Annotated in this window: 10 protein-coding genes; 9 read left to right on the forward strand and 1 reads right to left on the reverse strand. The window is 64.5% G+C overall.

All coding sequences use genetic code 11. From position 1 onward, the window contains the following. Positions 1-50: 50 nt before the first annotated feature. On the forward strand, positions 51-2,675 hold the full coding sequence (gene alaS / locus ABH945_RS03280) for an alanine--tRNA ligase (protein ID WP_429249690.1): 2,625 nt from the start codon (positions 51-53) through the stop codon (positions 2,673-2,675). Positions 2,676-2,882: 207 nt separating this feature from the next. On the opposite strand, the gene ABH945_RS03285 is transcribed toward alaS, so the two are convergent. Continuing rightward, positions 2,883-3,821 carry a LysR family transcriptional regulator gene (locus ABH945_RS03285; RefSeq protein WP_074764780.1) on the reverse strand — a complete coding sequence of 313 codons (939 nt, stop codon included), beginning with the start codon at positions 3,819-3,821 and terminating at the stop codon, positions 2,883-2,885. Between the two features lie 139 nt (positions 3,822-3,960). Here ABH945_RS03285 and ABH945_RS03290 point away from each other — a divergent pair, with 139 nt between their 5' ends. The 8 genes from ABH945_RS03290 (at position 3,961) to ABH945_RS03325 (ending at position 12,026) form a co-directional block, all read left to right on the forward strand. Continuing rightward, positions 3,961-5,337, forward strand: coding sequence for a YbfB/YjiJ family MFS transporter (locus ABH945_RS03290; RefSeq protein WP_429249691.1), 1,377 nt, complete (start codon positions 3,961-3,963; stop codon positions 5,335-5,337). 143 nt (positions 5,338-5,480) lie between these two features. Next, positions 5,481-6,512, forward strand: coding sequence for a threonine aldolase family protein (locus tag ABH945_RS03295; RefSeq protein WP_429249692.1), 1,032 nt, complete (start codon positions 5,481-5,483; stop codon positions 6,510-6,512). 548 nt (positions 6,513-7,060) lie between these two features. After that, positions 7,061-7,591, forward strand: coding sequence for an NUDIX domain-containing protein (locus ABH945_RS03300; protein ID WP_429249693.1), 531 nt, complete (start codon positions 7,061-7,063; stop codon positions 7,589-7,591). Between the two features lie 208 nt (positions 7,592-7,799). Beyond that, positions 7,800-8,249, forward strand: coding sequence for an acyl-CoA thioesterase (locus tag ABH945_RS03305; RefSeq protein ID WP_074764772.1), 450 nt, complete (start codon positions 7,800-7,802; stop codon positions 8,247-8,249). A 4-nt stretch (positions 8,250-8,253) separates the two neighbouring features. Beyond that, a complete protein-coding gene (locus tag ABH945_RS03310) occupies positions 8,254-9,192 on the forward strand; it encodes a branched-chain amino acid ABC transporter permease (RefSeq protein WP_429249694.1) in 939 nt (312 codons plus the stop codon). Continuing rightward, on the forward strand, positions 9,185-10,525 hold the full coding sequence (locus ABH945_RS03315; RefSeq protein WP_429249695.1) for a branched-chain amino acid ABC transporter permease: 1,341 nt from the start codon (positions 9,185-9,187) through the stop codon (positions 10,523-10,525). Before ABH945_RS03310 ends, ABH945_RS03315 begins: the two co-directional genes overlap by 8 nt. Then, positions 10,522-11,316: an ABC transporter ATP-binding protein gene (locus tag ABH945_RS03320; RefSeq protein WP_429249696.1), complete on the forward strand. Its 795-nt coding sequence runs from the start codon at positions 10,522-10,524 to the stop codon at positions 11,314-11,316. Before ABH945_RS03315 ends, ABH945_RS03320 begins: the two co-directional genes overlap by 4 nt. Continuing rightward, complete coding sequence (locus ABH945_RS03325) at positions 11,313-12,026, forward strand: ABC transporter ATP-binding protein (RefSeq protein ID WP_429249697.1); 714 nt, start codon at positions 11,313-11,315, stop codon at positions 12,024-12,026. The genes ABH945_RS03320 and ABH945_RS03325 overlap by 4 nt, the downstream gene beginning before the upstream one ends. Positions 12,027-12,427 lie beyond the last annotated feature (401 nt).

Here is a 12,427-nt window from a genome sequence, read left to right on the forward strand (position 1 = left end):
GATGCCGCCGGTAACAGCCAGGGAACTGGCAAACCCGTCCCCCGCCCGCTATGAAAGCCGCTGAAATCCGCGAGAAATTCCTCAAGTTCTTCGAATCGAAGGGCCATACGATCGTTCGCTCGTCGAGCCTTGTGCCCGGCAACGACCCGACGCTGCTCTTCACCAATTCGGGAATGGTGCAGTTCAAAGATGTGTTCCTCGGCGCGGAATCGCGCCCGTATTCGCGTGCCACCACCGCGCAGCGCAGCGTGCGCGCGGGCGGCAAGCACAACGACCTGGAAAACGTCGGCTACACCGCGCGTCACCACACGTTCTTCGAAATGCTGGGCAACTTCTCGTTCGGCGACTACTTCAAGCGCGACGCGATCCACTACTGCTGGGAATTGCTGACCAAGGTCTACCAACTGCCGGCCGACAAGCTGACGGTCACGGTCTACCAGGAAGACGACGAAGCGTTCGCCATCTGGGAAAACGAAATCGGCGTGCCGAAAGAGCGGATCATCCGCATCGGCGACAACAAGGGTGCGCGTTACGCATCCGATAACTTCTGGACCATGGGCGACACCGGCCCGTGCGGTCCGTGTTCCGAAGTGTTCTACGACCACGGTCCGGAAATCTGGGGCGGCCCGCCGGGATCGCCGGAAGAAGACGGCGACCGCTTCATCGAGATCTGGAATCTCGTGTTCATGCAGTTCAATCGCGACCCGCAAGGCAACATGACGAAGTTGCCCAAGCAGAGCGTCGACACCGGCATGGGGCTCGAGCGTCTCGCGGCTGTGCTGCAGCACGTGCACAGCAACTACGAGATCGACCTGTTCCAGTCGCTTATCAAGGCCGCGGCTCGCGAAACAGCCACCACCGACCTGACGAACAACTCGCTGAAGGTTATCGCCGACCACATCCGCGCGTGCTCGTTCCTGATCGTCGACGGCGTGATTCCGGGCAATGAAGGTCGTGGCTACGTGCTGCGCCGGATCGTGCGCCGCGCCATCCGTCATGGCTACAAGCTCGGCAAGAAAGGTTCGTTCTTCCATCGCATGGTGCCCGACCTCGTCGAGCAGATGGGCGCGGCGTATCCAGAACTGAAGGAAGCCGAACAACGCGTTACCGACGTGCTGCGTCAGGAAGAAGAGCGCTTCTTCGAGACCATCGAGCACGGCATGTCGATCCTCGAATCGGCACTGACCGATCTCGACGCAAAGGGCGGCAAGACGCTCGACGGCGAACTCGCGTTCAAGCTGCACGACACGTACGGCTTCCCGCTGGATCTGACGGCAGATGTGTGCCGCGAGCGCGAAGTGACGGTCGACGAAGCGGCGTTCGACGAAGCCATGGCGCGTCAGCGCGAACAGGCTCGCGCGGCGGGCAAGTTCAAGATCGCGCAGGGCCTCGAATATTCGGGCGCGAAGACTACGTTCCACGGCTACGAAGAAGTCATCTTCGACGACGCGAAAGTGATCGCGTTGTATGTAGACGGGGTGTCGGTGCAGGAAGCGCGCGACGGCCAGCAGGCTGTCGTCGTGCTCGACCACACGCCGTTCTACGCGGAATCGGGCGGCCAGGTCGGCGACCAGGGCGTGCTGGCTAACGCGAGCGTTCGCTTCGCGGTGGCCGATACGCTGAAAGTGCAGGCCGACGTGGTCGGTCATCACGGCACGGTCGAGCAGGGCACGCTGAAGGTTGGCGATGTGGTCAAGGCGGAAATCGACGCGGTGCGCCGCGCTCGCACGCAACGCAATCACTCGGCCACGCACCTGATGCACAAGGCGCTGCGCGAAGTGCTCGGCAGCCATGTGCAGCAGAAGGGTTCGCTGGTCGACGCAGACAAGACCCGTTTCGACTTCGCACACAACTCGCCGATGACGGACGAGCAGATCCGCCGCGTCGAAGAAATCGTCAACGCCGAAGTGCTGGCGAACGCGCCGGGCATCGTGCGCGTGATGCCGTTCGACGAAGCGGTGAAGGGCGGCGCGATGGCGCTGTTCGGCGAAAAGTACGGCGACGAAGTGCGCGTGCTCGACCTCGGTTTCTCGCGTGAATTGTGCGGCGGTACGCACGTGCAACGCACCGGCGACATCGGTCTGTTCAAGATCGTGATGGAAGGCGGCGTGGCGGCGGGTATTCGTCGCGTGGAAGCGATTACGGGCGACAACGCCGTGCGTTTCGTGCAGGACCTCGACGCGCGCATCAATGCGGCTGCGGCCGTGCTGAAGGCGCAACCGTCGGAACTGACGCAGCGCATCAGCCAGGTGCAGGATCAGGTGAAGGCGCTGGAAAAGGAACTGAGCGCGCTGAAGTCGAAGATGGCTTCGAGCCAGGGCGACGAACTGGCCGGTCAGGCAGTCGAAGTCGGCGGCGTCCATGTGCTGGCGGCCACGCTGGAAGGTGCAGACGTCAAGACGTTGCGCGAAACGGTCGACAAGCTGAAGGACAAGCTGAAGAGCGCGGCCATCGTGCTGGCTGCAGTTGACGGTGGCAAGGTAAGCCTGATCGCCGGTGTGACTGCGGACGCGAGCAAGAAGGTCAAGGCTGGCGAGCTGGTCAACTTCGTGGCGCAGCAGGTGGGCGGTAAGGGCGGTGGTCGTCCGGACATGGCTCAGGCTGGCGGCACCGAGCCGGCCAACCTGCCTGCGGCATTGGCAGGCGTTAAAGCTTGGGTTGAAGGTCAGCTTTGATTTGCGTTTGATTCAGCGCTGATTCGTGGTTGACCGGGCCCGCACGGCCCAGTCACTTCCGATCAAGTCTGATAAGGCCACGTGGCGCGCTGGAAGGATCGGCGCGGCACGTGGCCTTAGTTTTTTTGCACTGTCGAACTGAGTAGCGATCCGCAGCGTCAAATTCGCAGGCTTTAGCCATCCACGTTTTTCCCTCAGCGGATCGGATCAAACAACGTCCGTGTTCGCCGCGCTACCCACATCTGCGGCAATCTCCGCGCTATACAGCTTTCCTGCATCCTCGGGTGCCAGCAGCGTCTTCTTCAACGCGTTGAGCGCGGAAGAAAAATGTCCACGTCGCCAGACCAGCAAGGTCTCGATCGTTCCGATATCGGGCAATTCGTGAACCGTGATGTTGCTCGAATCGGTTTGCAGATTCAGCACCGAGCGCGGAGCCACCGCGACTCCCGCGCCCGCAGCCACACACGCGACGATCGCGTGATATGAGCCCAGTTCCAGCACCCGTGCCGGCCGCACGCCGTGTTCCATGTACCACTTCTCGATATAAGTCCGATACGCGCAGCCCTGTTCGAACGCGATCAGCGTGGTCAGCGCGACGTCGCGCACCTCGCGAATTGGCCGATGCCCGCGCGGCGTGAGCATCACCAGTTCCTCCTTGAACACGGGCACGCTCTCGAACAGGTCGCCGAGCGCGGCCGGATCGAGTGGCGTGGCCAGCAACGCGGCATCCACTTCGAATTCGCGTACCCGCTCGATCAGTTTGCCGGTCGTGCCGGTTTCAAGCTCCAGCGCGACGGCGGGCCACTGCTGGTGATAACGCGCGAGCAAAGTGGGCAGACGGGTGGCGGCGACACTTTCCATCGTCCCCAGACGCAGGCGTCCGCTCGGACGATCTTCGCGGATCGCATGACGCGCCTCATCGGCGAGTGCGAGTAGACGTTCGGCGTAAGGCAGCAGCGTTTCGCCGGCCGGGGTCAGCACGAGCCGCCGCCCGTCGCGGATAAACAGGTCGGTGCCAAGTTGCTCCTCGAGCTGTTTGATACGCGTCGTGACATTCGATTGCACGCGATTGAGCTTCGCGGCGGCGCGCGTCACGCCGTTTTCCCGCACGACGGCGCGAAAGATGGTCAGGGCGGCCAGATCCACAGTTCTCTCCTGGCGATGGTTGGTATCCTGATTATTCATTTTTCGTGATCGTCTGGTCAAGCTAATATGAGATGAACCCTCTGTTCTCATTAACCAGCATCAACTCGACGGGCCCATCCCATCCCGGCCCTTATTCGCCATGCTCACGAACGATCTTGCTTCTCCCCTACGCGACACTTTCGCCGATCGTCATGCCGCCCGTCGCGCGGCGCTTGCTTGCATGGTGACGCTGGCCGTCGCCCTCGGTATCGGGCGTTTCGCGTTCACGCCGTTGTTGCCGCTGATGCTCCACGGCGCGGCCCCCGGTCAGCCGCAACTCGACATCCAGCAAGGCGGCTGGCTCGCTTCGTTCAACTATGCGGGCTATTTTGTCGGCGCGGTCGGATGCGCGGCGTTGCGGATTTCGCCCGCCCGGATGGTGCGCGCCGGGCTGCTCGCGACGGTTCTGCTGACGCTGGCAATGGGCCTCACCAGCCAGTTCTGGGTCTGGGCGGTGGTGCGTTTCGTCGCCGGTGCGGCCAGCGCGTGGACCTTCGTGTTCGCGTCCCAGTGGGGTTTGCGGCGGCTTGCCGAACTCGGCGCGCATGGGTGGGGCGGCGTGATTTATACCGGGCCGGGCGTGGGTATCGTCGGGACGGGGTTGCTGGTGAGTGTCGCAGGCGGTTATGGCGCGACGGCCGGATGGATCGGCTTCGGGCTGATCGCGCTGGTTCTGTCGATTCTGGTCTGGCCGGTTTTCAGCGATGTGTCTGGTGTCAGGCAAGCAGCCGCGGATGCCCGCGCGAACGGCGGAAACGCTGCAGCGCCGGGGAGCGGAGGCGGGGCGCACAAGCCCGCCGACAGTTCGCGTCTGAGCAATCAACCTGCGGCGGGTGCGTCCCCTGGCAGCCGCGTTCACACGCCCAGCCACGCTAAAAATCCCACCGCCCATCCCATCGACGCATTCTGGCTCGTGCTGCTCTACGGCATTCCAGGCTTTGGCTACATCATCACGGCGACCTTTCTGCCGGTGATCGCGCGTCATGCGCTGCCCGGGTCCGCGTGGCCCGACCTGTTCTGGCCGATGTTCGGCGCGGCGCTGGTGGCGGGCGCATTGCTGGCGGCGCGGCTGCCTGCGCACTGGGACAACCGGACCCTGCTCGCCGGCTGCTATGTGCTGCAAGCGTGCGGCATCGCATCGGGGATCATCTGGCCGACGGCGGCCGGCTTTTCGATCGGCAGCATGCTGATCGGTCTGCCTTTTACCGCGATCACGCTGTTCGCGATGCGCGAGGCAAGGCGTCTGCGGGGCGACGATGCTGCCGGCTTGATGGGTTATGCGACAGCGGCCTATGGCGTTGGTCAGATCGTGGGGCCGCTGGTTGCCGCGCCGATCGCCGAACATACTGGGTCGTTTTCGCCGGCGTTGTGGCTCGCGGCGGGGGCGTTGGTAGTGGGGGCTGCGGGTTTGGTCGCGGTGGTAATAACGCCGCGAAGCAATGGCCGGGGACGAATGCCCGATTGCGGATGCAGTTAAAGGTTGCTGACTGTTAGCGGTCGCCGGCAGGTTTGGCGGGCGGACGGTTCGGGAGCCGCCCCGAACCCCAAATTCCCTCAGCCGCACTAAAATGACCGCTTCCCGTCACCACCGCGCGTCCGCCTCGCGACGCGCCGCCCGCCATGCAACATTTCGCGTCCGACAACTACGCCGGCATCTGTCCCGAGGCGCTCCAGGCGCTGATCGCCGCCAATAACAGCGGCCACGAACCGGCCTACGGCGACGACTCGTGGACCAACCAGGTGTGCGACCGTCTGCGCGACCTGTTCCAGACCGATTGCGAAGTGTTCTTCGTGTTCAACGGCACGGCCGCGAACTCGCTGGCGCTTGCGTCGCTGTGTCAGTCGTATCACTCGGTGATCTGCCACGAACTCGCCCACATCGAAACCGATGAATGCGGCGGTCCCGAATTTTTCTCCGGCGGCTCGAAGTTGCTGACGGCGCCGGGCATCGGCGGAAAACTCACACCGGACGCGATCGAGGCGGTCGTCACGCGCCGCGCCGATATCCATTACCCGAAGCCCAAAGTCGTCACGCTGACGCAATCGACGGAAGTCGGCACGGTCTACAGCGTCGAGGAAGTGCGGGCGATTGCGGCGATCGCGAAGCGGCGTCATCTGAAAGTGCACATGGACGGCGCGCGGTTCGCGAATGCGGTGGCGGCGCTGGACGTGCATCCGTCGGAGATCACGTGGCGCGCGGGCGTCGACGTGTTGTGCTTCGGCGGTACCAAGAACGGCTTGCCGGTCGGCGAGGCGGTGGTGTTTTTCGACCGCTCGCTCGCTGACGATTTCGCGTACCGTCTGAAGCAGGCCGGTCAACTGGCGTCGAAAATGCGCTTCATTTCGGCGCCTTGGCTGGGTCTGCTCGACAACGACGTATGGCTGCGCAACGCGCGTCACGCGAATGCGATGGCCGAACTGTTGCAGACGCGGTTGCAGGAAATTCCCGGCGTCAGCATTATGTTTCCGCGCGAATCGAACGCGGTCTTTGCGCAATTGCCCGCGCCAGCCGCAAGAGCGATGCGCGCGCGGGGCTGGAAGTTCTACGAGTTCATCGGCGCGGGCGGTTGCCGGCTGATGTGCGCGTGGGACACGCAACCGGAGACGGTCGAGCGCTTTGCGGCCGACGTACGCGAATTGTGCGCAGCTTGATGCCGCTTCGGGGCGTGCGGTGATGCGATGAGTTAGTGACGTGGCGGTTGAGTGGGGCGGCAAAGCGGCGGGCAACAAGCGATAGGTGGCAGGCAGCAAAGCGGCGAGCGGCGACGCGGGCATGCGGTGAGCGGTAAGCAGCAAAGCGGGCAAGCGGTGAGCCGCAAGTAGCAGAGCGGGCAAGCGGCAGGCAGCAGGCAGCAGGCAGCAGGCAGCAGGCAGCAGGCAGCAAGCAGCAAGCAGCAAGCAGCAAGCAGCAAGCAGCAAGCAGCAAGCAGCAAGCAGCAAGCAGCAAGCGGCAAGCAGCAAAGCAGCGAGGGCAACGCGGGCAAGCAGCCAGCAAGCACCAAAGCCCCTAGCCCAAACCGCGTGCTTCGCGGCTTCGCCGTTTTATCGCAGCACAAAGTTGACTCAGAACGCCGAGCGCATGAGCTACACCCAGCACCCACTGGACCTCGCCTCCCACGCTCTCGCTACCTCAGTATCAACCGCAATCCCGATCACCAGACACACCCTCAAACACAAGATAAAAGAGACGTCCTCACGACATGACCGACTACCGATTTTGTCCACGTTGCGCCACGCCGTTGACCCAACGCGCCGATCCCGAGCACGAAGGCGGGCGGGTTCGCCAGAGCTGTCCCGATACCACGTGCGGCTACGTCCACTGGGACAATCCGCTGCCGGTAGTGGCGGCAATCGTCGAATATGAAGGCAAGATTCTGCTGGCGCGCAATGCCGCGTGGCCCGAAGGCATGTTCGCGCTGATCACCGGCTTCCTCGAAAACGGCGAGACGCCGGAGCAGGGCATCGCGCGCGAAGTGCTCGAAGAGACGTCGCTGCACGCGGAATCGGTCGAGTTGGTCGGCGTGTATGAGTTCATGCGCAAGAACGAACTCATCATCGCGTATCACGTGAAGGCGAACGGCACGATTGCGCTGTCGCCGGAATTGCTCGAATACCGGCTCGTCGAACCGGCCAGATTGCGGCCGTGGCGCGCGGGCACGGGTCAGGCGCTCGGTGAATGGATGCGTCGGCGCGGCTTGCCGTTCGAGTTCGTGGAGAAGCCGGGCCAGTAAGCGGACTGACATGGCGTCGATGCGATGTGGCCGTTGTTTTTCGAAAACGCGAACACGTCGCTACGATCGGTAGAACGCCAAAGCCAAAGCCAAAGCCAAAGCCAAAGCCAATCAAACACCCGGCAACTCCCTCGACCGGAACCGTCGGCAGCCATTCCTGCAGTCACGATATCCACGCACATCAACCCGACCAGAACATCACGCCACGATGAGCAAACCCGCCCCCGCCGAGCGTAGCGCCTACCCGCATTTCCTCCCCATCACCACTCGCTGGATGGACAACGACGTCTACGGTCACGTGAACAACGTCGTCTACTACAGCTATTTCGACACCGTGGTGAACGAGTATCTGGTCCGCGCGGGCGTGCTCGATTTCGAGCACGGCGCGACGATCGGGCTCGTCGTCGAGACGCATTGCAACTACTTCGCGCCGCTCGTGTTTCCCGACCGCATTGAAGCAGGTTTGCGGGTGGTGCGGCTCGGCACGACGAGCGTGCGTTACGAGGTCGGGCTGTTCCGGGAGGGCGACGCTCAACCCGCTGCGCAGGGACACTTCGTGCACGTGTACGTCGACCGCGCGACGCGGCGTCCCGTGAATCTGCCGGACGATCTGCGTGCGGCGCTGCAACCGCTCGCCGTCGATATGTGGACGGAATAGGCGCGTGCAGTCGTTCGTCATCAATCTGCTGAACGGCGTCAGCTACGGGCTGTTGCTGTTAATGCTGTCGGCGGGGCTCACGCTGATTTTCAGCATGCTCGGCGTGCTGAATTTCGCGCACGCGAGCTTCTACATGCTCGGCGCGTATGTCGGCTTCTCGGTCGCGGCGCATGCGGGATTCTGGAGCGCGCTGGTGCTCGCGCCGCTGCTCGTCGGTCTGATCGGCGCCGCGCTGGAGCGCTGGCTGTTGCGGCGCGTACGCGTGCACGGTCATCTGCCTGAATTGCTGCTCACGTTCGGCGCGGCTTATCTGTTAGGCGAACTGGTGAAGCTCGGCTGGGGCTTGAACCCGCTGTCCGCGACAGTGCCGTCCGTGCTCGACGGTCCGCTGTTCACGTTGTACGGCGCGGCTTTCTCGCGTTACCGCGCGTTCATGATGGCCGTGTCGCTGGCGATGCTGGCGGTGTTGTACGCGGTGTTGCGGGTGTCGCGAGCGGGCCTGATCGTGCGCGCCGCGCTCACGCATGCGAGCGCCGTCGAAGCGCTCGGCCATAACGTGCCGCGTGTATTCACGGGCGTATTCGCAGCCGGCACGGCGCTCGCCGCGCTCGCCGGCGTGATCGGCGCGCCGCTGTTCGTGATCGAACCGTCGATGGCGGAATCGCTCGGCTCGATCGTGTTCGTCGTGGTCGTGATCGGCGGATTGGGTTCGCTTGGCGGAGCGCTGGCGGCGTCGTTGCTGGTCGGCTGCGTGCAGACGCTGGCAGTGGCGAGCGACGTGTCACTGGGTGACGTGCTATCGGCGATTGGCGCGTCGGCGCCGCCGGAGTGGGACGCGCTGACGCTCGCGCAGGTCGCGCCGCTGATTCCGTATCTGCTGCTGGTCGGAATGCTGGCGCTGCGTCCGCGTGGCCTGTTCGGAAGGCGGGACGAGCATGCGTAAGAGCAGCCACGCGTCCGGCTCGCCAGATGTATCTGTCCGGTCCAAGTCTGATGCAACCGGACCACAAGCTCCGGCACCAGCCTCGATCGCGCGTGCGCTCACCCCGTGGCTCGCGCTCGTCGTCTTCCTCGTCGTGCCGCCGTTCATCTGGCCGCAAAGCTGGTTGCTCGCCTACCTTGCGCAAAGCGCGACGATGATCGTGTTCGCGCTCTCGTACAACCTGCTGCTCGGCGAAACCGGCTTGCTGTCGTTCGGTCACGCGATGTATTCGGGACTCGGGGCGTTGGTCGCCGCGCAGGTGTTCAACCGGATCGGCGTGCCGCTCGCGCTGCTGCCGTTGATCGGCGGCATCGGCGGCGCGCTGTGCGGCGTGCTGTTCGGCTTTATCACGACGCGCCGCGCAGGCACCGCCTTCGCGATGATCACGCTCGGTCTCGGCGAACTCGTGGTGGCGGCTTCGTGGGCGCTGCCCGACTGGTTCGGCGGCGAAGCGGGCGTCGCGATCGATCGCGCGAGTGGGCCATGGTCCGGGCCCTGGAGCTTCGGTCCGGCGCGCGAAGCTTATGCGCTCATCGCGCTCTGGTGTCTGCTGGCGAGTGCGGCGCTGTTCGGTCTGTCGCGCACGCCGTTCATGCGTCTTGCGAATGCTGTGCGCGACAACCCGACGCGAGCGGCGGCGATTGGCTGCTATCCGAAGCGCGTGCGTTTTGGCGTGGTGGTGCTGTCGGCGTTTTTCGCGGGCGTCGCGGGGACGCTGGGGCTGATTAACCTCGAACTGGTATCGACGGAAAGCGTCAGCATGATGCGCTCGGGTTCGGTGCTGATCGCGACGGTGATCGGCGGGACCGGCGCGTTTTTCGGACCCGTGGCGGGCGCGATCGTGCTGACGTTTTTCAGCGTCGCGGTGGCGAGCGTGACGCGCGCGTGGCTGTTCTACCTCGGGCTGTTCTTCGTGGTGGTCGTGGTCGCGTCGCCGGACGGCCTGGCGGGCTTTGTCCAGCGGCACTCGGCGCGGCTGGCAAACCTCGGCTGGGGCAAATGCCGCGCGGCTTATCTGTGGAGTGCGGGCGCGGCGCTACTGTGGATCGCGTTCGTCGTGCTTGCGGTGCAGTGGGCGTACGCGGTGCAATTCGGCGCGGACGATGGCGCTAATTCCGGCGTGCCGGGCGTCCCGTCGGCATTGGCCGCGTCGCCGGTCTCGCTGTGCGCTGTGCTGTTCGTGCTGGCGGGCTTGGGCGCGGTGTTCGCGCGTTACGCCGTTCGTGCACACGCGCGGCTGGTGAATCGCGTCGGGCTCGTAAGTCCTACGGCGCAAACCGGAGCCGCACAATGATCCCGGCTCTCGCGCTATACGGCATCGAAAAACGCTACGGCTCCACGCAGATTCTGCGCGGCGTCGACCTCGCGATCGAACCCGGCGAGCGCCACGCGTTGATCGGTCCGAACGGCGCGGGCAAGTCGACGATCTTCAACCTGATCGCGGGCGGCGCGCGTCCCAACGCCGGGCGCATCGATCTGTTCGGCGCAGAAATCACGCGCCTGCCACCGGCAGCGATCACCCGCCGCGGCCTCGCGCGCAGTTTCCAGAGCACCAGCGTGTTCGCGCGTCTGAGCGTGTTCGACAACCTGCGCTGCGCGGCGATGCTGGCCGAGCGCGGGCGCTTGCGATGGTGGCAGCGCTTCAGCGGCTCGCGCACGGTCGACGCACGAGCCGAACAGGTGCTCGACGCCGTGGGCCTGGGCGCACGCCGCCATGTTCTCGCGGGCACGCTCAGCTATGCGGGGCAGCGCGCGCTCGACCTCGGCATTGCGCTCGCGGGCGGCGCGCACACGTTGTTGCTGGATGAACCGACCGCCGGCATGAATCGCGCGGAAGCGGCGCATGCGATCGAGCTGATCCGCGAGACGACGGCGGGGCGCACGCTGCTGATGGTCGAACACGACATGGACGCGGTTTTCTCTATAGCTGATCGCATTTCGGTGCTGGTGCAGGGGCGCGTCATCGCGACCGGGACACCGGCGGCGATTCGCGCGGATGCAGCGGTGCGGGCCGCGTATCTCGGCGAAGATTTCGGTAACGGCAGCGGCTTCGACAAACCCCAGCCCAAAGGACGCGGCGCATGACCGCCTTGCTCGACATCCGCGAACTGAACGCGTGGTATGGCGCGAGCCAGGTCCTGCACGGCGTCACGTTGCAGATCGGGCCTGGCGAAGTGCTGGCGCTGGTCGGGCGCAACGGCTCCGGCCGCTCGACACTCGCGCGCGCGATCATGGGCCTCGTGCGCAGCGACGGCGAATTGCGTTTCGCGGGACATTCGCTGGCGGGACTGTGCACCTTCGAGATCGCACGCCTCGGACTGGGTTACGTGCCCGAACATCGCGATGTGTTCCCGGCGCTGAGCGTCCACGAAAATCTGCAACTCGGAATCGCGCCGCGATCGCGTGGGCGCGTTCCGCGCTTCACGATCGATGACGCCTATGCGCTTTTCCCCGTCCTCGCCGAGCGCAAGCGCACGCGCGCCGGTGCGCTGTCGGGTGGCGAACAGCAGATGCTGACGCTCGCGCGGGCGCTGGTCGGCGATCCCGATCTGCTGGTGATCGACGAACCCGGCGAGGGTCTTGCGAGTCAGGTGATGGAGCAGGTCGCCGGTTGTCTGCGGATGCTGCGCGATCGCGGCGGCGCGATCCTGCTGATCGAGCAGCGTCTCGTGATCGCGCAGCAGATTGCTCGCCGCGTCGCCGTGATGGGCCACGGGCAGATCGTGTACGAAGGCGAACTGGCGTCGTTGCGCGCACGTGGTGACGTGATCGACGAATGGCTCGGCGTCGGCTGATATCGGCTACGTTGCGATGCGCATTTATCGCGTTGCCGCATGCGGGCGATTAGCCGCACGGTTGCCTCTGCCTGCAGGTTTTCCGCATTTTTCCCGCTCGCTTTCCACTTCATGCGCTGTGCCGCCTCTCAAACGCGCGTTGATTGCCGTTTGAATCTCCTTTCCCGATTCACCGCTCAACCTTGATCCATGCGGCTCGCCGGTCACCTCGCCAAACGATTCAAACGCTTGATCGTTTGGTGAGCGCCCTCCAGAAATCTTGTCGGCAGCGAGCGGACAAATAAAGACAATCAGTCCAAAGGCGCGCACTCGCGGCGTGGTGTTTCGAGCCGCCGTCTGCGTGACGAACCCTGCCGTGTCTGGCGCGCGAAGACGCGTCGCGGCTTCAGGAGGAGACATCA

The sequence above is a fragment of the Paraburkholderia sp. GAS333 genome, assembly GCF_050435665.1.
Taxonomy (GTDB): domain Bacteria; phylum Pseudomonadota; class Gammaproteobacteria; order Burkholderiales; family Burkholderiaceae; genus Paraburkholderia; species Paraburkholderia fungorum_A.

Bases quoted from the DNA above. Each gene is read 5' to 3' on its own strand.
- alaS (WP_429249690.1), top strand. From the start codon at position 51: ATGAAAGCCGCTGAAATCCGCGAGAAATTCCTCAAGTTCTTCGAATCG.
- ABH945_RS03290 (WP_429249691.1), top strand. From the start codon at position 3,961: ATGCTCACGAACGATCTTGCTTCTCCCCTACGCGACACTTTCGCCGAT.
- ABH945_RS03295 (WP_429249692.1), top strand. From the start codon at position 5,481: ATGCAACATTTCGCGTCCGACAACTACGCCGGCATCTGTCCCGAGGCG.
- ABH945_RS03300 (WP_429249693.1), top strand. From the start codon at position 7,061: ATGACCGACTACCGATTTTGTCCACGTTGCGCCACGCCGTTGACCCAA.
- ABH945_RS03305 (WP_074764772.1), top strand. From the start codon at position 7,800: ATGAGCAAACCCGCCCCCGCCGAGCGTAGCGCCTACCCGCATTTCCTC.
- ABH945_RS03315 (WP_429249695.1), top strand. From the start codon at position 9,185: ATGCGTAAGAGCAGCCACGCGTCCGGCTCGCCAGATGTATCTGTCCGG.
- ABH945_RS03320 (WP_429249696.1), top strand. From the start codon at position 10,522: ATGATCCCGGCTCTCGCGCTATACGGCATCGAAAAACGCTACGGCTCC.
- ABH945_RS03325 (WP_429249697.1), top strand. From the start codon at position 11,313: ATGACCGCCTTGCTCGACATCCGCGAACTGAACGCGTGGTATGGCGCG.